Origin of the sequence: Campylobacter sp. CFSAN093238 (assembly GCF_012898015.1) — a bacterium.
GTDB classification, from domain to species: Bacteria; Campylobacterota; Campylobacteria; order Campylobacterales; family Campylobacteraceae; genus Campylobacter_D; species Campylobacter_D jejuni.
On sequence record NZ_CP040611.1, the window covers coordinates 52522 to 73018 of the forward strand.

Annotated in this window: 28 protein-coding genes; 7 read left to right on the forward strand and 21 right to left on the reverse strand. The window is 30.4% G+C overall.

What is annotated here, in order from left to right:
* Nucleotides 1-79 precede the first annotated feature (79 nt).
* Complete coding sequence (locus tag FBF21_RS00195; RefSeq protein WP_002918510.1) at nt 80-1429, forward strand: DUF2130 domain-containing protein; 1350 nt, start codon at nt 80-82, stop codon at nt 1427-1429.
* Between the two features lie 23 nt (nt 1430-1452).
* Here FBF21_RS00195 and FBF21_RS00200 read toward each other — a convergent pair whose 3' ends face one another.
* Both FBF21_RS00200 and FBF21_RS00205 read right to left on the reverse strand, forming a co-directional pair.
* Entirely contained in the window at nt 1453-2496 is a 1044-nt protein-coding gene (locus tag FBF21_RS00200) for a c-type cytochrome (protein WP_168985417.1), read from the reverse strand.
* A 644-nt stretch (nt 2497-3140) separates the two neighbouring features.
* Nucleotides 3141-3695 (reverse strand): hypothetical protein, encoded by a 555-nt coding sequence (locus FBF21_RS00205; protein ID WP_002913272.1) that lies wholly within the window; start codon nt 3693-3695, stop codon nt 3141-3143.
* 253 nt (nt 3696-3948) lie between these two features.
* Here FBF21_RS00205 and FBF21_RS00210 point away from each other — a divergent pair, with 253 nt between their 5' ends.
* Nucleotides 3949-4578: a S24 family peptidase gene (locus FBF21_RS00210; protein WP_002877660.1), complete on the forward strand. Its 630-nt coding sequence runs from the start codon at nt 3949-3951 to the stop codon at nt 4576-4578.
* A 58-nt stretch (nt 4579-4636) separates the two neighbouring features.
* Complete coding sequence (locus FBF21_RS00215) at nt 4637-4924, forward strand: hypothetical protein (RefSeq protein WP_002865289.1); 288 nt, start codon at nt 4637-4639, stop codon at nt 4922-4924.
* Between the two features lie 27 nt (nt 4925-4951).
* Here the strand turns inward: FBF21_RS00215 and FBF21_RS00220 are convergent, their stop codons facing one another.
* The 3 genes from FBF21_RS00220 to FBF21_RS00230 all read right to left on the reverse strand — a co-directional run bounded on the left by FBF21_RS00220 (nt 4952) and on the right by FBF21_RS00230 (nt 8586).
* Nucleotides 4952-5767, reverse strand: a complete 816-nt coding sequence (locus FBF21_RS00220) for a DNA adenine methylase (protein ID WP_002888079.1) — start codon at nt 5765-5767, stop codon at nt 4952-4954.
* Between the two features lie 104 nt (nt 5768-5871).
* Nucleotides 5872-6360, reverse strand: coding sequence for a phage virion morphogenesis protein (locus FBF21_RS00225; protein ID WP_002875578.1), 489 nt, complete (start codon nt 6358-6360; stop codon nt 5872-5874).
* A gap of 3 nt (nt 6361-6363) precedes the next feature.
* Nucleotides 6364-8586: a phage tail tape measure protein gene (locus FBF21_RS00230; RefSeq protein WP_052803291.1), complete on the reverse strand. Its 2223-nt coding sequence runs from the start codon at nt 8584-8586 to the stop codon at nt 6364-6366.
* Between the two features lie 41 nt (nt 8587-8627).
* On the opposite strand from FBF21_RS00230, the gene FBF21_RS00235 reads away from it, so the two are divergent.
* Complete coding sequence (locus FBF21_RS00235; RefSeq protein WP_002912416.1) at nt 8628-8933, forward strand: hypothetical protein; 306 nt, start codon at nt 8628-8630, stop codon at nt 8931-8933.
* Between the two features lie 111 nt (nt 8934-9044).
* On the opposite strand, the gene FBF21_RS00240 is transcribed toward FBF21_RS00235, so the two are convergent.
* The 16 genes from FBF21_RS00240 to FBF21_RS00315 form a co-directional block, all read right to left on the reverse strand.
* Nucleotides 9045-9284 carry a phage tail assembly protein gene (locus tag FBF21_RS00240; RefSeq protein ID WP_002843342.1) on the reverse strand — a complete coding sequence of 80 codons (240 nt, stop codon included), beginning with the start codon at nt 9282-9284 and terminating at the stop codon, nt 9045-9047.
* Nucleotides 9285-9436: 152 nt separating this feature from the next.
* A complete protein-coding gene (locus tag FBF21_RS00245; protein ID WP_032582436.1) occupies nt 9437-9946 on the reverse strand; it encodes a phage major tail tube protein in 510 nt (169 codons plus the stop codon).
* A gap of 26 nt (nt 9947-9972) precedes the next feature.
* Nucleotides 9973-11166, reverse strand: coding sequence for a phage tail sheath family protein (locus FBF21_RS00250; RefSeq protein ID WP_052945491.1), 1194 nt, complete (start codon nt 11164-11166; stop codon nt 9973-9975).
* Nucleotides 11167-11176: 10 nt separating this feature from the next.
* The gene (locus FBF21_RS00255) at nt 11177-12190 is read right to left on the reverse strand and encodes a hypothetical protein (RefSeq protein WP_002834656.1); all 1014 of its coding nucleotides are present in this window, start codon (nt 12188-12190) and stop codon (nt 11177-11179) included.
* 101 nt (nt 12191-12291) lie between these two features.
* Nucleotides 12292-12663 (reverse strand): DUF1353 domain-containing protein, encoded by a 372-nt coding sequence (locus FBF21_RS00260; RefSeq protein ID WP_002888062.1) that lies wholly within the window; start codon nt 12661-12663, stop codon nt 12292-12294.
* Nucleotides 12660-13166: a DUF4376 domain-containing protein gene (locus tag FBF21_RS00265; protein ID WP_002872718.1), complete on the reverse strand. Its 507-nt coding sequence runs from the start codon at nt 13164-13166 to the stop codon at nt 12660-12662. Before FBF21_RS00265 ends, FBF21_RS00260 begins: the two co-directional genes overlap by 4 nt.
* A 9-nt stretch (nt 13167-13175) precedes the next feature.
* The gene (locus FBF21_RS00270; protein ID WP_168985418.1) at nt 13176-14255 is read right to left on the reverse strand and encodes a phage tail protein; all 1080 of its coding nucleotides are present in this window, start codon (nt 14253-14255) and stop codon (nt 13176-13178) included.
* A complete protein-coding gene (locus FBF21_RS00275) occupies nt 14255-14875 on the reverse strand; it encodes a phage tail protein I (protein ID WP_002864870.1) in 621 nt (206 codons plus the stop codon). Before FBF21_RS00275 ends, FBF21_RS00270 begins: the two co-directional genes overlap by 1 nt.
* Nucleotides 14872-16038: a baseplate J/gp47 family protein gene (locus FBF21_RS00280; RefSeq protein WP_002888058.1), complete on the reverse strand. Its 1167-nt coding sequence runs from the start codon at nt 16036-16038 to the stop codon at nt 14872-14874. Before FBF21_RS00280 ends, FBF21_RS00275 begins: the two co-directional genes overlap by 4 nt.
* A complete protein-coding gene (locus FBF21_RS00285) occupies nt 16035-16325 on the reverse strand; it encodes a GPW/gp25 family protein (protein WP_002795239.1) in 291 nt (96 codons plus the stop codon). Before FBF21_RS00285 ends, FBF21_RS00280 begins: the two co-directional genes overlap by 4 nt.
* On the reverse strand, nt 16322-16513 hold the full coding sequence (locus FBF21_RS00290) for a hypothetical protein (protein WP_002795238.1): 192 nt from the start codon (nt 16511-16513) through the stop codon (nt 16322-16324). Before FBF21_RS00290 ends, FBF21_RS00285 begins: the two co-directional genes overlap by 4 nt.
* A gap of 8 nt (nt 16514-16521) precedes the next feature.
* Nucleotides 16522-17154 carry a phage baseplate assembly protein V gene (locus FBF21_RS00295; RefSeq protein ID WP_002827116.1) on the reverse strand — a complete coding sequence of 211 codons (633 nt, stop codon included), beginning with the start codon at nt 17152-17154 and terminating at the stop codon, nt 16522-16524.
* The gene (locus FBF21_RS00300) at nt 17154-17468 is read right to left on the reverse strand and encodes a phage holin family protein (RefSeq protein ID WP_002784492.1); all 315 of its coding nucleotides are present in this window, start codon (nt 17466-17468) and stop codon (nt 17154-17156) included. The genes FBF21_RS00295 and FBF21_RS00300 overlap by 1 nt, the downstream gene beginning before the upstream one ends.
* 111 nt (nt 17469-17579) lie before the next feature.
* Complete coding sequence (locus tag FBF21_RS00305; protein WP_002784496.1) at nt 17580-17828, reverse strand: hypothetical protein; 249 nt, start codon at nt 17826-17828, stop codon at nt 17580-17582.
* Nucleotides 17825-18166: a hypothetical protein gene (locus FBF21_RS00310; protein ID WP_002827119.1), complete on the reverse strand. Its 342-nt coding sequence runs from the start codon at nt 18164-18166 to the stop codon at nt 17825-17827. The genes FBF21_RS00305 and FBF21_RS00310 overlap by 4 nt, the downstream gene beginning before the upstream one ends.
* Before the next feature lie 10 nt (nt 18167-18176).
* The gene (locus tag FBF21_RS00315; RefSeq protein WP_002870185.1) at nt 18177-18566 is read right to left on the reverse strand and encodes a D-Ala-D-Ala carboxypeptidase family metallohydrolase; all 390 of its coding nucleotides are present in this window, start codon (nt 18564-18566) and stop codon (nt 18177-18179) included.
* A gap of 148 nt (nt 18567-18714) precedes the next feature.
* Here FBF21_RS00315 and FBF21_RS00320 point away from each other — a divergent pair, with 148 nt between their 5' ends.
* From FBF21_RS00320 to FBF21_RS00330, 3 genes are read left to right on the forward strand one after another with little or no spacing between them, the layout of a single operon-like run.
* Nucleotides 18715-19149: a hypothetical protein gene (locus FBF21_RS00320; RefSeq protein WP_002784501.1), complete on the forward strand. Its 435-nt coding sequence runs from the start codon at nt 18715-18717 to the stop codon at nt 19147-19149.
* Between the two features lies 1 nt (nt 19150).
* Nucleotides 19151-19966 carry a phage protease gene (locus FBF21_RS00325; protein WP_002912880.1) on the forward strand — a complete coding sequence of 272 codons (816 nt, stop codon included), beginning with the start codon at nt 19151-19153 and terminating at the stop codon, nt 19964-19966.
* Nucleotides 19967-19968: 2 nt separating this feature from the next.
* Entirely contained in the window at nt 19969-20496 is a 528-nt protein-coding gene (locus tag FBF21_RS00330; protein ID WP_038401719.1) for a hypothetical protein, read from the forward strand.
* Nucleotide 20497 lies beyond the last annotated feature (1 nt).

Sequence of the window (20497 nt, forward strand, 5' to 3'; positions counted from 1 at the left end):
ATGATTTTAACGAGTCAATCTTAGAATAATCTTTGTTTTTCTATGTTAAATTTAGAGAAAAATTCTAAGGAAATTTTTTATGCAAACTTTAAACCAAAATGAACAAATCAAATGCCCAAGTTGTGGAAGTTTTATCGATATCAGTACTGCTTTATATGCTCAAATTTTAGATAAAGCTAAACAAGAAATGCTAAAACAAAAAAAAGAATTTGATGATGAGGTAAATGCCAAAAGAGCTGAATATACCAAAGCTTTAAATGATTTAAAAACTCAAAAGATAGAACAAGAAAAACTCATAAACGAGCAAGTAAGCCAAAAGCTTCTTTTAGAAAAGCAAAAATTTGAACAAGAACTTCTCACGCAAAAGCAAAATTTCCAAAAAGAATTCAGCGAGAAATTTAACAAAGAGCATGAAAATGAAATGAAAATCATGCAAGAAGAACTCGAGAAAAAAAGCAAAGAGCTTAGCGAGTTTTTAAGCATAAAGGCTGAAAATGAAAGGCTAAAAAGAGAGCAAAAAGAAAATGAAGAAAGATTGAAATTTCAAGCCAAAGAAGAGGCTTTTAAAGAATTTAAAGAACAAGAAAGCAAAAATTTGGAATTTGAAAGAGAAAAAATGCGTCTTGAATTTCAAAAAAGCACTCAAGAGCAAGATCTTAAATACAAAGAACTAGAAACGAATTTTAAAAGTGTAGCCCAAAAGTTAGAAGACGCACAACGCAGGATAGAGCAAGGCTCACAGCAACTCCAAGGCGAAGCAGCCGAACTACTCATAGAAGAATACATACAAAGTGAGTATTTAAGCGATGAAGTAAAAGAAGTGCCAAAAGGCGTAAATGGAGCTGATTGTCTGCATATAGTAAAGGATAATTTTGGAAATATTTGTGGAAGTATTTTGTATGAGAGCAAACGCACTAAAGAATTTAATAAAGAATGGCTTGATAAACTTAAACTAGATAGTATAGCCGCAAAAAGTGATATAGCAGTTTTGATCACAAAAACTATGCCAAAAGATAAAGAAAAAACGCATTTTAAAGAAGGAATTTTGATTTGTACTTTTAATGAATTCAAAGGTGTTTTAGCAGTGCTTAGAGAAAGCATTATAAACGCTTATAAACTCAAAAATGCCCTGCAAAACAAAGATGAAAAAAATCACATTTTATACGAATACTTAAATTCTAAGGAATTTAACACGCAAATCACTTTTATACTCAAAACTTACCAAAATATGAAAGAAGAGTTAGAAGCTGAAAAAAGGGCTTTGCAAAATATATGGAAAAAAAGAGAAAGAGCTATAGAAAATCTAAGTTTTAATTCCACTGCCATAGTGAGTTCTTTAAATGCGATATTTAGCGACTTACAAGGTGGAAATTTGATAGGTGAAGAAGGGATTAAAAGTCTTGAAAATTTAGCCAAAGATGAGGATTAATTTTGGGCTTAGCCCAAAATTAATCATTCTCCTGGGAAGTGATTTGGATTTTTCCAAGGTCCGTATTTTACTTTTATGTATTCTTTAGGGTCTAAATTTTGTTGTGGTGAAGCAAAATACTCAGGTTTTAATGATGGGGATTTGCTATAAGCTGTATCAAGTCCTGCACGATTTTCTGTAGTGGTTATAGGCATTCTTACAAAACCTGTATTGACATAAGCTGCTATATCCAGTGCATCTTCATCGCTTAATATAGGATTATCTGCACTCGCACCAAAAGGCATGGCTGATTTTAAAAATCTTGCTAAAAATGGTATCATAGCCATGTGTCCACCATCAGGATAGATAAGTAAAGATGGATATAAATGTCCGCTACCTTGTTCGTAATTATCATTTTTTACCCCAAGTCCTCTTTCGCCATGACAAGAAACGCAATTTTCTTCAAAGAGCTTTTTCCCACGCACAGGGTCAGCTGGGCGATTTGGAAAATTCATCTTAGCAAAAAAATCTCCTTCAAGCTTTACGCCGTCTTTGATACCATAAGCTTCTTTTAGCCATTTAAAATAAGCTAAAATTGCTTTCATTTCTTTAGAATCATTAGGAAATCTATGAGAGTCAGTTCCGCCCATTCCGCGAATTCTATCTTCAACAGAGATGATTTTCATCGTTTCTATGTCAAGTCTTGGATAATTGTTTAGGATATTTAAAAATGGAATAACATATTTTTTTGTCCCTGGCAAACCATTGCCGTCATTGTCCATGTGACAGGAAATACAATTTACTTCGTTGCTTGTCTTTTTTAGCTTGCTATAGGGTCCTAGAGTACTTTCTGTCTTGCTTAAAAGCTCTATGCCATAACGGATTAAATCCCCTTGCTTGCCTTTTGGAACATCATTGATGCTTAAATTTTTATTTGGCCATTCTTGCACAGGTCTTTTGGAAAGTTCCTTAAAATACTCTACTCCTTCCTTGTCGCTTAATTCTTCTCCTACTTTGTAATCACTCACGCTTTTAGCACTAAGACTCAAACTAAGACATAAGCCAAGCAATAAAATGTTTTTTTTCATGATTTTCCTCCTTTTTTGTAAGGGGTATTTTAAAAAAGAACATGTAACTATCCTAAATAATTTTAGCAAAAATCCCAAATAATAGGCTTTTAAAGCATATAAAAACAACTTTTTATCTTTCCTAATCTAAAGCGTAAAATATCCCAAATATCCCAAAATGTCTGTTTTATCCCAAAAAAACTGATTAAATGCTGTTTAAAAGGCGGATAAATACGAGCTTTGATTTTAAATTTTATATCCCAAAAGTGTTTTTTACTCTCTAGGATAGTTACATTTTTGCTTAAAATATTCTTATATTTTTTAACCTTGTAACTATCTCTATAAAACACTATATAATCATACTTTAACCACTTTTTATATAAAAATAGTATGTAACTATCTATAGCTTTAAGGTTTGGAGGATAGTTACATAGAAAACTTAAACATTTAGTTGGTTTTTATAATCTTATAATAGACTAAGATTACTTCAATTTATTTAAAAATTATTTTTATTTTTGATTTTATTTTTTAACTTTGATGATAACTTTTGCCAATTATAATGTTTTTTAAAAGATAAATATAAAGAGTGATTAACTTTTATAGAAATATATAGCTATATTTAGTTTTAGGTTTGTAAATATAGCTACATTATTTTTTAAATTAAATTATGATATATAGGTATTGCATCTATTTTTTAATTTTATAAGTTTTTTAAGCCCCAAGGGATTATTTTTTTTGAAATCATCGCTATTTAAGTAACAATCATACCTTTCCAAGATATCTTTTAACATATGTGCAAAATGCTCCATTATAATACCTTCATCTATCCTATTATTTTCAATAAAAGTTTGAAGTGTTTCAAAATAATTCATCATCATTATAATTGATCTTTTTAATTCTGGTTTTTCTTTAATTTCTTTTAATATTTCTTCATCTCCTTTTTTTTCTTTTATATTTTGTTGCTCTCTTGTATAATCTCTTGCCTCTATAAAATGTTTTTCATCCCATTTAGATAATAACTGCATTGTTAAATTAAATTTATCCGCTCTTGTTTTTTCAAAAATAGAATAAGCATTTAGCACCAATGAGATTGACACCGCATAGGCAGAAATGGCAGATGCAATAATTTTAACTTCTAAATTAAAATATAAACATAAACATACGATTGCAAAAAGCCCGATCATCCACAGAATAAAATATTTATTTTTTAATATTTTCATTAAAGCCCCTTTAATATATAATTAAATTTCATTAGAATCATATATTAAATTTTTAATTTAGTCAAATTTAAAATTACCTTGCAAAGTTAAAGCTTTATTCTTTGACTTTAATTTCTAATACAAAATTAAGTATATTTTTATTTATAAATTTATAATTTTAACTTAAAAAATTAACCTTTTAAAACAAAAGCTTTTAATTGCCTTTTGTAATTTTTTGTTAAATTTCTTTGAAATTAAAATCAAAGGATTTAACATGCAAATGCAAGAAGTGATTGAAAAGTTAAAAGATATATTAGCCAGTGAAGGTAAGTGTAATTTAAAAACAAAAGATATAGCCAAAGAACTAGGAATTCATCCTGATACTTTTAATTCCATGAAATTTAGAAACTCTATTCCATATCCACAAATCCTAAACTTTTTAAATCAAAGAAATATAAGCATTAATTATTTCTTCTATGGAAGTTCCCCAAAAGATCAATTAGAATGTGAAAACAAGTATAAAATTTTAAAGCTTTATAAAACAAATGCAAGTTTAGGCGGAGGTGGTATAAATGATTTGATTGATAGCTCTGATTTAATCATCGACGAAAAGGTTTTAAACTTTTTTGGAAGTAAAGAATGTGAGTTTATTACTTGTTACGGAGAGAGTATGGAACCAATAATAAAAGATGGTTCAATTTGTGTAATAGATAGAAATAAAACTTTTAAGAATAAAAGCATTTGTGTGATTAATACTAGAGATGGACTTTTTATAAAACAAGTTTTAAAACAAGATGATGGAGTGATTTTACACTCTTTAAATCCTTTATATGAAGATATATTTTATAAAAATGGAGATTTTTTGCTAATTGGTGTGGTAATTGGAGAACTTTCAAGACTATGACAGCACACAATAAGCTAAGCCAAGCTAATCTTGTCTCATCAATACAAAAGGATATAAGATGAGTAAAGTAATAGTAGATATCAAAAAAGGTTTTAGCAAGACTTTTATAAACGCAATTTGCAACCATAACAATGAACTTGTTTTAGAATATCTTAAAAATGGTATGAGTGCAACTAAAGAATGCATGGGCGAAGAACCTATGTTTTATGCAATAACTCATAATAATTTTGGAGCGATTTTGCTTTTATTAAAATACGGTGCTATTTTAGATAAAGAGTATCTAGAAGAAAGCAATAAAGATTTTAGCAAAGAAGCTCTAAAGTTTTTAAGCTCTTTACTAAAATAAAAGAGAGTATTTTTACTCTCTTAGCTTTTAAAAATTCATAATCAAAAGCTCTTTACTTTCTTTTCTTTTTAAAACATTATTATTTAAAGAATACCTTACTTTCAACTCCTTAAAATTAAAATCTTTATAAAGCTCTCTTATAAGCTCACAATCATTATAAGAAAGCATAAATTTACCTTTGATATTTTTAAGCAAATTACATAAAAGTTCATGTTCTTTTAGCCCAAAACCTCCTGTGTTTTTATAATAATTCTCAGTTCCTACATAAGGTGGATCTAAATAAAATAAAGCTTCATTGTAATCATATTCTTTTAAAATATATTCAAAGCTTTTATTTTCAATACTGGCATTTTTAAGTCTTTTTGTATGTAAGCTAAAATCCCTACATAATCTCTTTGGTGCTCTTTGTTTACTCATAGCAAATTGTCCCATACTTGATCCAAAAGAAGTACTGATAAGATAAAAATAAAAAGCAGCCCTTTCTAAGTCATTTCTTGGCTTAATTTCTTTATTTTTAAGCATATGAAAGATTTTTCTACTTATTATCATAGAATTAAGCACATTTGCTAGACTTTGGGGTTTATTTCTTATACAAAGATGTAAATTAATAAGCTCGTCGTTAATGTCGTTAATGACTTCTATTTTTGAAGCACTTTTTTGATAAAAAACACTTAAAGCTCCTCCAAAGACTTCAATATAGCTTTTATGCTCAGGCATTAAAGCAATGATTTCTTTAGCTAAATAGTTTTTACCACCCACCCAAGCAAATGGAGCTTTTAGTGTAGTTCTTGTAGGTTTAGTAAGTGTGCTAGTTTTTAGAAATTTGTCTGTATTATTTTTCATACAAACTCCTTTCAAAATAAAATTTAAAAAGCTAGTCTTTAAAAATAAAGCTATAATGCTTTTGCTAGTTTTTAGAAAAAGGAAGGCTTTAGTCTTCCTTGCCATCACTTCTTAACAATTTTTACAATAAAATCCTTAGTATCTTTATAAATCACACTTCTTATACTTGGGTGCAAGACTTTGTTATTATCTATGGGTAAAAAAGCTCTTTGAGGAATTTTTCTTTTTCTGTTTCCCCATTGATGAACATAACCATATTTAAAGCCATTTTTAGTCTGTATATTATTAAAGACTTCTACTCCGCTTTTGGTAGGTTCACTTTGCCAATTTAAAGCATTACTTAAATCCCCATCTCTTTTTAAAATTCCTTTATTCTTACCATCTTTTATCTTTTGTTTTATGGTAGCTGGTTTTAAGCTTTGCCATTTTCCATTAAAAATACTGCGTTCGTTTTTAAAAGAGTCTATAATGCTATTTCTTATACTCTCTCCAGCACCCGCCATAATGCTTTGCCCGTGTTTATCCATATCTATTAATTTATCACAAGCTTTAAAAAAGTTTTCAAGCCCTTTTATTTCTATATATTCACTCATATTTTATCCATAAATTGTAGTGTTAATTTTGTTTTGTTCTTGCTTTCTTAAAGCGTCAAATACACTTTTTTGTATAGTATTTGCAAATTCTTGCATATTAAAATTGCCATCTTTAGTCGCTATGTTAAAAGTACCATTAACACTTATATTGATATTGCCATTATTAAAGCTTGGAGCATGATTTATACTTTTTGTCTCAGCTAATTCATCTTTATAAGTGTTTGTAGTAAAGACTTTTTCTTTGTTTTGTTCACTTTGGCTTATCTTAACTTCTTCATCATCTCCAAGCCCTACAAAATCAAGAGCATCTTTTATAAAGCCACTTATAGATGAGATCATATCTCCTACCCAAGAAAGCTTAGAAGCAAACCAATCAAATAAAGAACCAAAAATACTATAAAAGAAATCGCCAACACCTTGCCAAATAGAATTTAAAAACTCAGCTAATGGAGAAGCAACACTCATAATAATATCTTTAAAACTTGTAAATACAAGGGCACATTTATCAAATACTGCTTTAATGACATTGTATATAGGCTCCCAAACAGGTTTAAGCCATTCTATAAAAGATTTAAACCAAGACTTAACCTTATCCCAATTTGCAATAATAAGCCCAGCCACTATTGCAATGCCCCCTAAAATAAGACCAATGGGATTACTCATCATAGCCATGCCTAACACTCTAATACCAATAGCTACGGCTTTAAAAACTTTATTAAGCCCACCTAAAACAAAAGATAAGGCTTTAAGGGAGGTTGTGTAAATAGTAGTTGTGACGGTTTTTGCTTTTAAAGTAATATTAGATAATATACAAGAATTACGAAAAGCTAAAAGATGTATTCTTGTTTTAATCAAAGCACTTTTAAGTAAAATGGTGCAATCTTTAAGATAGTTTTTAGCAATAGCATAAGCTAAGACTGCAGGTTTGGCGAGCAAAAAAACTGTTGTAGCTGTAGCTACGATGGTACTAAGCACTGGAAATTTTGAAAGTAAGGTATCTACTATATCAATTACAAAGCTAAATCCTGAAGCGACTAATTTAACCACAGGGAGTAAAGCATCTGAAAATTTAATCGCCAAAGCACTTATATTATTTCCTAAAATTTTTAATATAGAAGCTGTAGTCTCACACTTATTAATAAGCTCTTTATCCATTGAACCTTTCTTCTCTTCTGAATTTGTCATCTTTAAAAGCTCTTGATAACGATCATAACCATTAACTAAAGTTGCCATAGCTCTAATCGTGCCACTATCATTGCCAAAAATATTAGTAATAACACCTATTTGAGACTCTTTATCAAGCGTTTTTATTCGTGAAAGTAAAATATTGATTGCTTCTTGCGAATTTCGATTTAAAGCTTTTTTCATAAACTCCCCGCTAAGACCTAATTGTGAAAAAGCTTCTTCTGCCTTAGCTCCTAAAGTATCAGCAGTTGAAAGTTTAGTAAACATGCTAGAAATAGCAGTCCCTGCAACTTCAGCTGGGATCTTTACTTCATCAAGCGTAGCAGCAAGAGCTGCCATGTTTTCTCTTTGAAGTCCTATAAGATTTCCCATTCCTCCAATTCTGCTCACAATATTTACTATATTTTTGGCATCACTTGAACCTTTATCAGCTAAATAGTTAATGCTATCACCCAAATCTTTAATGCCTTTAACATCGGTTTGAAGGTTTGCCATAAGACCGCCTATGGCTTCTCCTGCTTCATTGGCACTCATTTCAAAAGCAACACCCATAGCAGTAGCAGTTTTACCAAATTCCAAAGCTTCTTTAGAGCCAAGACCAAGTTTTCCACCCTCTGCCACTATATTTGCAATTTCTTCTGCTGTCATAGGAAGTTTTTTGGATAAATCTAAAATATCTTGTTTTAAGCCTTCTAGTGTATGACCTTCACTAAGATCTGTTACTTTTTTTACATCAGCCATAGCACTTTCAAAATCAATACCAACTTTTATACTTTTCCCTACAATACCACCACTTATTATATTTCCTAGAGAAAAAAGCTCATCTTGCAAACCTTTTCTTTGAGCTTTTAATTCCGCTCTTAAATTGGCATTGAGTTTAAGAGTGTTTAATTCTTTTTGCAATCCACTAATGCCGAGTTTAGTTTTTGCTGCTATTTTTTCTAAATTGCTAAAATCTTTAACTACCTTGCCAACGGCACTTGCGTTTTTAATCGCTAGTCCTAAAATAACACCAATTCCAATACTTCCAGCATTTTCCATATTCAACCCTTTTTAAGCGATTGTATTTTAAAATCTTTACTATGAAAGTTTTAAAATTTATTAACGATGATATAATTTCACATATTGCCTTATTATTAACAACGCTCATACCTGCTTTTTACATAAGCTATCAAAGTGCAAGTGATGGTTTTTTTAATATAATGACTATTTTTATTTTTTCTTATTTTGCAAGCATTATCATAACTGCTATTTTAGTGATGATTATGCCACCCATTGCTTTATTGCTTATTTTACCCACTTGGCTAATTGTAATAAGTTTAGATTTTATTCTTTTTGCTATTTTAAAAATTTATTTTTTGAAAAATAAAACAATCAAAAACTCTTAGCCTTTAAAAATTCTTTTGAAATTTCCAAAGCTTCTTCAAACTCATCTAAGCTTAAATCTAAAACTTCATTTAATCCCCAATGCAAAGTATGACTTATAAGAGCTATAGCCTCTAAGCTATAACTCCTGCTTCTACCAAAAAATCTTTAAGAGCGTCCTGTAAAGCTTTAAAATCTTTAAGATTCAAATCTTCAATTTCACTTTCTTGCTTATTGGTAAGTGCAGCTATCATACAAATAGTTTGCTCCATTTCTTTTTCACTTTTATTAGTGGCGTTTTTTAATACACGCACATTTGGCTCTCTCATTTTTAATTCTTCGCCATTTTCAAGTTTGATTATTTTTTCTTTCATTTTTCTTTCCTTTTTATCCTTCTTTATGGCGGAAGTAATTCCGCCTGAGAAGCAACTAAAGGCTTCCCCACCCATTGCTACGCAATGCCCAAAAAGCCAAACTTTAATCCTAAAATCCCAGTATTGTTAATTAAACTCCGATTAATCAGTGTTTAAAGGGTTAAATTGCTCCTTACATCACTCATCATATCCACCCCATTTATCATTAAAATAGTGTTTTTATGATCGTAGGTAATGATTGGAATGTTATTTCTTCTTTGCATGTAAAAATGAACCGCCATTTTAATTTCAGCTTCTATTTCTTTGCCACTTTCATGGTCACTTTCGCTTATACTTATAAACTCTCCTAAAAACTCAGCATTAATACCATAGTTTTTACCGCCTTTGTGAACACTTTCTCTAAAAAGCAAAGGAGCTTTAATCTCGCTAAAAGTAGTATGAAAGAAAGCCGCATAAAGCACTGGATCAACAACGGCTAATTTAAAGCTAATTTCTAAAGGCTTTAAAACCCCGCTACTATAATTTGCTCCTAAAACTCCTTTGGTTTCAATCATCTCTTGTTCTATGTCAGGCAATTTTAAATTTCTAACTACCCCAAGATAACCTTGTCCATCTATATAAATATTACCTTCCTGTATAACTTCGCCAATTATTCTTTTCATTTTTATTTTCTCCTTGTAAAAATTTATTAACTATCCGCACTAATAGTTTTAATCAAATCACTCGCCCATTCATCAGAGTAGATGAACTCTAAAGTGATTTGTTTAACGATTGGATTATTCATCATTTTTATATTTAGATAAAACTTACCAGCACTCACATTGGCATCTGTGTTTCTTTCTTCATCCCAGCTTACCTCATAGCCAATTAAAACCTTAGCTCCTTTTAAATCTCTTAGCAATTCTTCAATGCTGATTTTTATAAAATATAATTCACTTGCTTTTTTATCAATAGCCTTAAAAGCTGCTTTTTGTCCTGCTAGAGCTATGCGATCAAAGGTTCTTACACGAGCTAAATCTTGCCAAATCGTATCTTCATGGCTAGTTTCCCCACCCCAAGAGCGATAACCTTCACTTAAAATACAAGTTGAAATATGAGCGTTTCTTAGTCTTTCTGCATCACAATCAAAGCCATTGATAAACTCTATAAAATACTCTGTGCCAGTAACCCCATTCATCACTCTATTTGAGTAAGAATCACTAAAGCCATATTCTTTATCTCCATCTGTATGAGCTATTAAACCTGCGATGATAGGAGATTGTGGAACATAAGCGTATTTTCCTTGTGTATTTAAGATTTGAACCTGTGGCCAAGTGGCAATTAATCTTTTAGAGCTAAAAGCCTCCATTGTATTAATAGCTTCGCCAACATTTGTAGCGTAAAGATCCACAATAGCTGTGATATTCATAGAACTTGCCACACTTTCAAGCTTAGCCTTTACTCCTGCTTCATGTGAGTAATAAGGAGCAATGATTAAATCAGGGCTAAAACCTGTTTTATGCTTTGCTTTTTTAAAAGCTTCTATGGCATTAACAATATTGATTAAAGTGTTTTCACTTTCCTCGCTTTCTTCAAAAAAGCTGATAATTATGACATTAGAAACATTTTGTAAATTGATACATTCTAAAGTATCTAAAAGTCTAAAATCTTGTAAGTTATTTTCTTTGATTAAATCGTTTACAAATTCTTTTGCTTTACTTACATTTGAAAAGGCAAAGATTGGAAAGCTATCCACGCTTTCATAACCAGCCTTTGTGTAAATCATTTCTTTACTTGCACCTTTTATAGCCCCAGCAATACCAATAGGCGTATCACTTTGCACTTTAATAGGACTTGCTGCACCATTACTGATATTAAAATTAACTCCATAATTTGCTGCCATTATTCACTCCTTATTTCTTTACATTTTTTGTATTTTTTGTTTTTTTAGGATTTAAATTAAGCTCTTTTTTCATAACAATTTGATCTTGTTTAGAAATTTCAAATAAAAAAGCATAATCTCCATAAGTATCAGAACTAGCTTCTAACTTTTCAACATTAAAATCTTCACTTTGAATTTCTTGCTCACCTATAAAAATGGATTTTTTTACTCTTACATTAGTAATTTCTGTTTGACCATAATATCCATTACCTCTAGCAAAAAGCTTATTAGGCATTGGTGTATTTTCAAGTTCTATGCTTACCTCTCTCGTTCCTGAACTAGACCATAAGCAACACTCATCAGAACCACCATTATATTTTTTAAATACATGGGCGATTTTGTGATAGGTTTCTTGATAAATACCACTTGTCTTAATCGTTCCTAAAATTTGGTTTTCTCCTGCAATAGGATTAGAATCTATAGTAAAATCGCTTCTATTAAGACCATTACCATCTTTAGTCATAGTAAATTTTGCGTTTTCATACTCATCTTGAACTTTATTTGGAGTAGCAAAACCATTTTCAAAACCAAGTCTTAAATCACTCATACAACCCCCATATTGTCCACCTGTGGTAGTGTTATCAAATGTGATAATGATTTTTTCTTTAGGGATAATATCATTGCTACCATCTCCTAGTAAATCAACCCAGCTTGTAAAATCATTATCATTAGCAGTGCAAATAAATAATTGCTTTTTACTTTCTAAAACCGCCCAAATTTCTCCTACTTTAGCTTGTGTATTGTAGTTAGGTGGAGTTTTTGATATTTTTATGTTTGTATTTTGAAAACCCTCATCTTTTAAAATCTCTTGAATGAGACTTTTAAGCTCCTCTTTATTAACAAGCTCTTCTTTAAAAAGCTTTAGTTTTTTATCTATAAGCTCATTAACTTTTTGAGCATTAAGCTTATCACTAACTATAGGTTCACTTGGCTCTTTTGAGCCTTGATTAATATCTGGAATAAAAGAAATTCCATAATCTTTCATTTTAACTCCTTTTTATGCTTTCACTTTGTGCGAATAAAATCCGCCCAAAGTCGCTTTTGCTAAAGCCCCCGTCCCACTGCGTGGGTAGCTCACCTTTTTTTTTATTTTCCTTTTATCAAGCATTTTATTGCATGATAAAGATTGCAAGAATGATAAAATACAAAGATTTTAAGTCTTGAACATCCAAGCAAAGTCATAGCTTCTTTTAATGCTAAATCAGCTGTCCTATAATCAGTTCTTGAATTTGCTTTTTCGCATAAAAAATCATGCACCACACAAGCGCTAAAATACTCACTTTTAAAAGGTGGAAACAAAGACCAAAAAAGGCGTGGGATACTTGCACCATCAGTTTTAAATCCTTTTGGCACAATGCCTTTAAAACTAAGCAAAGCAAACTCATAATCTTGTATCACTTCAAACCTGTCCTTATCGTATGGCTTTACGCATACTCTTTTTAATTCTGCTTTAGTCATTTTTCACTCTCCCAAACAATTAAATCAAGTTCTTCTTTGCTTTGTGCATTTCTAGCTTTTTCTTTTAAAGCACTTGCTTTAAAAATAGTCTCTTGCACAAAATAAGCCATGCTACTTGCAAAGAGTTTAAACTCATCTACGCTAAATCTTGTAGTTGTATTATCAAGCGCAATCCAATCAATATAAGGAATTAAATTAGGATTAACAAGAGCATTGGTTACTGCTCCATTAATTCTTAACTGATCTTCATTAGAACTTTGATAGATTTTACCTTTAAAAGAAAATCCACCATTTAAAACGCTTTCTTTTTTAGCATTGATTTCATTTATTTTTAATTCTTTTGCCTCGTTTAAAAGCTCTTCTTCACTTTTAGGAGGACTTGTTAAAGCATTAAACTCTTCTTCGCTAATAGGTGTTAAACCTGTTTTAATTTGCTCATCGCTCACTTCATCCTCATAAGCATAAATTTGATTATTATCGTTTTTGTCTATAAAATATTTCATTTTTTCTCCTTATTGGACATTTAAAATTGTTGCCTCAATATTTGGCTTATCCATAACAATATTAAACAATTCTATTTTATATGTGTCATTTGGTTTTAAAATACCTTCATAATGTGTTAATGGAATATATTTACCTGTTGAATTAGTGTATTGTATAGCATTTATTTTTTTTATTAAAGAATTATTTATGTATATACTAATACTAGCTTGATTGACTACATTATCGATTTGTTGAATTTTTATTGCAATAGGTGTTTTTCCTCCTGTTGTATTTGTGTATATCACATTATTAGACATAGAATGAGATTTAAGTAAAGAAGTTCCATCAAGATAGGTATTAAACCCTATCAATGCTAAAAGTTCTGGATCTTTTAAATTGAGTTGATTTTCTTTTAAGGTAGCTAAATTTACAAATTGATTGTCATTTGTAGCTTTTATAGAGCTTGTAGGTAGTTTGGTAAAGTCTTTAGCTCCTGTAATGGTTTGATTAGTAGCTAAAGTAACATATTTGGCAATTTCTGTATTAAATTTATTTTCTAAAAGATATTTAGCAAACTCATCCCATACTTTTTTAAACTCTGCATCATATTTTTGCGTTAAAGCATCAATTTTAAGATTAAGTTCCACTTTAATAGCATCCACATAATCACGACTTGCCATAATCACGCTAGGATCTAGTTTTAAAATAACTTCCTTTGCATTAGAAAGCTCCATGACAATTTTTATCATAAGCTCTTTAGCGCTGCCTTCTTTTAAGATAGGTTTATAAGTGCGTGGGACATTTCCAACTGCAAGCAAATCTCCTGCTTCATCATAAACGCCTACTGCATTAACTTCAAACCCGCCCACATCGCTTGGCACATGACACATTAAATTCACATAGTTTGGATTGCTTTCATCCACGCTTTTGCTACTAATATTAGCTTCATATACAATCTCTTCTAAGCTTTGCATTTCTTCACTGGGCAAAATAACTTTTGAACTTAATTTAAAGCTTTTTAAATTGATACCATTTCCACTTGCTCTTGCGGCAATAAATTTAGCAATGCCAATTTTTGTTAGTATGGTATAGTATTCACTTTTTGCCATTAATACACTCCTTTAAAATCAATATTAGTTCTTGTTATTTCACACATAAAAATTCCAAATACATTTTTAGTACTTTTAATTTCATTTTCTAAAAAAGTGGTTTGAAAAGGTAAGATTTCTATAGTTTCTCCACTTATTTGTGCATTAGCATTAAAACTATCATTTTTACTTTTAATCTCTATTTCAATTGCTTCTAAAACGCTTCTAACATTTTTAAAATCATAAATTAGTCTTTCTAAAGTATTAAGCGTTCTTTCATCAAAGCTAACATTGGTTGTGCTTACTTTAACTTTAAAAAAATAAGGCTTTCCACCATAATTAAACCACTCTTTAACCACTGCAGTAGGAAATACGGCTCTTAAAGCTTCTTTTATAGCCCAAGTTGTGCCGTTGTATCTATCTAAAAGCAAGGCTTTAGATATTAGCTTTCTTGCTTCTTTTTCATTTAAACCATCAATACTTACATCATAAGCATTGGCTAAAATTGGCAATAATCTTTCATCGCAATTTAGAGCTAGATTTGTGATACTAGCTAAATTTAAATCTTCAAATCTTGTTTTAGCACTTAAATCAATGGCTTTGCTTTGTTTTGGATGGTGGTTTAGTATTAGTGTATTCATAGCACCGCCTTTTCATAACTAAGTGAAAAGCTAAGGGTTGCAAACTCATCATCAGCTATTATTATATTTTCTAAGGGCAAGTCTTTTAATTCTTGCTCTTCTTCATTTATGATTTTTTCTTTAATGCTTAAAATTTCGCTTTTATAAACTCCGTCTTGATGAAGACATTTATAAATAAATCCCAGTGCTAAATCCACACTTAAATCAAAGTCCTTTTGCAAAGCATTAATCTTTTCACTTATTTCATTAGCACGGCTTAATTCTAAAAGCAAAAGTTTGGCATCTACGATAAACTCTCTTTTTTTAGCTAACTCAACGCTGACTTCATCAGTTAAAGGTCTTCGCTCATCCGCACTTAAATACTCTTTAACCACATCAACGCTTAATTCATCTTCGCTTTTAATGATAACTCTTACTTTTCCTGCTCCATTGTTTAAAGCTTTTATGGAAGCGACTTTTGCACTTGCGCTTAAAGCGTGATAGATATAGCCTTTTTCACTTCCTGCGGTTGAAAAGCGATGTACACTCATTATAGCTCTTTCTCTTAAAGCCTCATCGCTTTCTTCACTGGCTCCACCTTTGAAAAATTCTAGTTGTTTAATCTTAGCTACAAAAGGCAGTGGGGTTTGTAAAAACTCGGTTTTACTTTCTTTGCTTTGAATAAATTCATTAAGTTCTAAAATACCTTGTGCTTTACTTTGCCCTTTTTTAATCACCACTTCTTCTTTTAAAGTGGCAAGGTCTGCTTTTTCATTTGAAAAAATTGCACCTTTTGGGATGATGACATCATAAGTAAGTAAAGTATTTAATTCAAACTCTACTTTAGCTGTGGGCTTAACCCCTTTAAGCCTTTGTATCAAATAGCCATTAGCTACTACATTATCTAAATCACTTCCCTTTGCATAATGAAGATAAGTTGCTTTTATACTCTCATTAATTCTTGCTCTAATTATCATTTCTCTATAAGCTAAAGCTTCTAAAATGGCTTTAAAAGGGTCAGATTCTAAAAGCTCTACATTATCTTTTAAAAAGCTTTTAAAAAGTTCTTCATAGGCTTTTAAAAGTTTTTCATAATCAAGCTCTTCTATGATTTGTGGATAAGGAATGTCTTTTAAAAAGCTTTGTTTAAAATAGCTATCATTTGCACTTAAAAGCTCACTCATTTGCCTAGCTCCATGGTTAAATCCCCATAATTTTCAAAAAGCAAGGTAATGCTTAATTTATTGTCTTTACACTCATTAAGTCTCACACCTTTTAGCTTTACTCTTTTTTCCCACTTTGAAATAGCCTCTGCTGTATATCTAGTAAGCTTTATCTTAAAATCATCATCGATTTTTCTATCTATGAGTGTATAAAGTAAAGAACCATATTCTGGTCTCATTACTCTTGAGCCTAAAGGAGTGATTAAAATGTCTTTAATGCTTTCTTCGATGCTTACCATGTAATTCATTTTAAACCTTTGTAAAATTCAAAAATGTTTTCTAGCATTTGCGAAAATCCTAAAAACATAAAAGCTATAAAAAAGCCTATAAAAATGCTTTTAATAAAAAAGTTTAGGTTTAAAAAAGCATAAAATGCCCCCATGCAAAAGAGCATAAAAAAGACTAATGAAAATAAAAGCAAAAATAATTCTTTCATAGTTTTTCCTATCTTGGCGAAGCTGTGGCACCACAAGTACAAGAATGGGTATGATTTGTTAAATCACCTTTGCTATCGCTTATATTTCCACTAACTTGTAAATTGCCTATTAAGTTTAAATTTCCTTTTATGCTAAAAGTACCACTTGCCCCACCTTCGCCACTTGTAGAAATTGCTCCTGCAATTTGAGTATTACCATTTAAATTAATACTTGGAGCGTTAAGCGTTATGGTATTAGCGTTTGTAGTATGATTTTTAGTATTTAAGGTGTTGTTTTGGTTATGGGTGGTTTTATCTACACAAGTGATATTTATATTTTTAACCACATCAAGTTTTAAAGTGCTACTCTTAGAGTTGTATTCTAAATGCGTTCCATCTTCAAAATCTATATTAAAAGTATTTTCATCTGTGTTTTTTGCTCTATGTTTTTCTTGGTAAAGCCCACGCAAAATAACTCCACTATTTAAATCCCCACGCACAGGTATGACTAATACTTGCTCTCCTATTCTTAAAGGAGAAAAGCTCACTGCATAAGAATTAGCTAGACTTTGAAAAACACTTAAAAAATCCGTTACCATATCTCCAATAGCAACCTTAGCTTTATTGTCTTTAATGTCGCAAATGATGCCAAGTTCGTTCATTATAGTTTTTCCATTTTTTTATTAATTAACTTTTCTACAAGTTGCTCAATTTTAAGCAATGCATCTGTCCCCATATAAGCTGCAAAACCACCCACTGCAACGCTAAGCTTTATGCCAAAATTAAGATAATTTACAATTTCAAAAACTAGATATGCTACAAACATAGAACCTAGCATACCTTTTAAAAAGAGTGTAAATTTACCTTTTAAATTAAGAGCTTTGCTTAATTTATTTTTTGTTACAATTCCTACAAGTCCAGCTATAAAGCTTACTATCATTAAAACCATATATACAAATATATCTTCTAATTTCATTGCTAGTTCCTTGTAAAAATTTCAAATAAATATAATAAAGCTAATGCAAAAGTTGAAAACAAAAGAGCTATAAGAAGATCTTTTGCAATGCTTTTTTGATTTATCATTTTATTATTTTCTTTCATCTTTCTCTCCTGTGCAAAGCTTGGCTATATTTTCAACTTCTAAGTAATATTTAGAGATTTCTTTAGCACTTTCTAAGTCTTTTTTGTCTAAAGGCTTTAAGGGAAGTTTTAAAGGGCATTTAATAGGAACTTTAACTTCTTTGATTTCAGTTTTAATCAAAATATCTTTAGAAGCACAAGCGCTTAAAAAAACAAAAGGTATAATTAATAGGAAAATTCTCATTTTATCATTCACTTTTTTGCTCCTAAAATATTAAATAATTCTTTATAAGCTTTAAGTTCACTCTCACAGCTTTTATCTTTAATAAAAACCTTATCCACTTTTAAAACTTCTTTTAAAGTCTCTTTGGGCTTTAAATCAAGTTTTAATTTATCAATAGCTTTATTTTGCTGGGCTAATTTATCTTTAAAAACATTGATTTCATTGTTAAAATGCAAAGCTTTAAGTTTTAGATTTTCATTTTCTAAAGCTAAAGCATTGTTTTTTAAATATAAAAAACCACAAAGAGCAATTAGAACAAAAAAAGCTATTTTTGAAGGACTTAAAAACCTTGATAAAATAAAACTAAACACAATCTTTTCCTTATGGATAAGTCCATCTTGCTTTTTTGCCTCTAGTGTCTAAATGTACAAACCCAGCATAAGGATCATTAAAATTATGCTTTATAGCAATCCCTAAACCTCTTTCGCCATAGGTGATTAAAACATATTGATGAACTTCTTCTGTTTTAACTCCTTTAACCACAAAGTCTGCTGCACTTCCTATAGCGTGTTGGCTTTTAGGGGCTCCACCAACCTCTGCATTATGCTCTTTGCAGCGATATCCACTATTTATAATAACAGGAGCATTGTAATGTTCTCTGATTTCACAAAGAATGTCTATAAGCTCATCACTTGGCACATTTTGAGGCAATTCACATTTGCCGCATTTACATTTAAATTCGCTTTCTTTAAAATAAGGGTTATTTTTCATTTTCACTCCTTTAAAATGTCGTAAGTTTAGTTAAAAAGCTGACCCAAAAACTAGAAAAATTTTGTGCTAAAACTCTTTGAAAAAATAATTTGCTTGATTAAAAAAAGAACTCATTTTAAAATTGCCGCTAATTTTTAAAGGATGAAAAATGCTTAAAAGTTTTGAAAATGAGCTTTTAGAACTATTAAAAGATTTTAAAGTAAGAATGTATTTAGGCGAGTTTGAAGACACCCAAAACATAGCAAGTTGTATTAATAATTTAGATGCTTCACTTTTGCTTGATTTTGAAGGAGAAAGTTATAAAGATTTAGAAAATAAAGTGGGAACTTGGAAACTTTATATTTTAACCCATACAAAATCAAAAGCTCCTAAACACAGAATTGATGCTAAGCATAAATTATTTGATGCAATAGAAGCTGTTGATAAAGTGCTTTTAAATGCAGAACCTAGCAATGGTTTTAGAATAGAGCTTAAAGATCTTAAAAAGGTTTACGAAGGAATAAGCGATCATGGCTATTTAAGCATTTATGCAAGAACTTTGCAAAGTAGCTTTTTACCAAAAGATGATTTTTTAAGGATTTAAAATGCTTTTTATCAATAAAGAAAATTTAGTCGAAGTTAGCAATGATAAGCCCATAAAAGTGGCAATTAAGGGTGAGTGGAAAGGGCATAATAATGGCAGGTTTAAGGTTGATGATAAAGATTTAAACTCAATGATTGATAATTTTAATCAAAAAAAGATTGATTTGGTTATTGACTATGAGCATCAAAGCTTAAAAAATGAAAAAGCACCTGCTGCAGGTTGGATTAAAGAGCTTTATTTGGAAAATGATGCCTTAATGGCTAAGGCTGAGTTTAACGAAGAGGCTAAAAAATATATAGCAAATAAGCAATACCGCTATTTATCCCCTGTGTTTGAATTTAATTCAAAAGACAATAAAAGTGGAGAACTAGTAAGAGCTAAGCTTCACTCAGTCGCACTAACTAATACACCATTTATTGATGAGCTAGGCGAACTCATTGCTAACAAAAATAATATTCATCAAAACAAAGGAGAGAAAATGGATGAAAAAATCAAAGAGCTAGAATCTCAGATTATAGCTTTAAAAAATGAAAATAGCTCACTCGCTTTACAAAATGAAGCTTTAAAAAAACAAAACGAAGAAAGCGCTAAAAACTTAGCTAACTCTTTAGTGGATAATGCTCTAAATAGTGGCAAAATTGCTAATTCCCAAAAAGAATGGGCAATATCCTATGCTTGCAAGGATTTAGAAGGCTTTAAAAGCTTTTTAGATACCAAGAATGATCAAGTGCAAGTTCCAAAAAACAATGTTTTTGCAAATAAAAACACAGCAAAAACTAATGAGTTTGATGTTGTGAAAATGATGTTAGGGGATTAAAAATGGCTAAAGCTAAAAAAGAAACCCAAAACCTAGAAAATGAAGACTTGGAAACTGGAGACTTACCTAAAGCTTTGTCTTTAGAAGATGAGAACCTAGTCAATGAAGAAGCTGTGAGTGAAAATGAAACCACTAAGGAATTTATAAATGAAAAAGGAGAAGAAATGCCATCAAAGGTCACACCAAAAAGCTTAAGCAATGATCCTTTAATTGCTATGCCAAAAAGCCTTGAAAGTTTTATCAATAAAGATTTGTTTTCAATTAATGCGAAAATAGATCTTGAAACTAATGGAAGCTTAGCTCTTGGAACGCTTTTAATCAGCGAAGATTTTGGAGAAAGCTTTAAAAAATGTCCAAATGAAGATATTAGTGCAAAAGAAAATGTTAAATTAGCAATGCTTAAAGATCACGCTCTTAGTTCTGGAGTTTATGGGGTTTTATTAGCAGGAGAAATCAATTTAAAAGGCGTTCATGTAAGTGCGGTTAAAAAGGCTTTTATGCAAAATTTAATTATTAATACTAAGGAGTAAA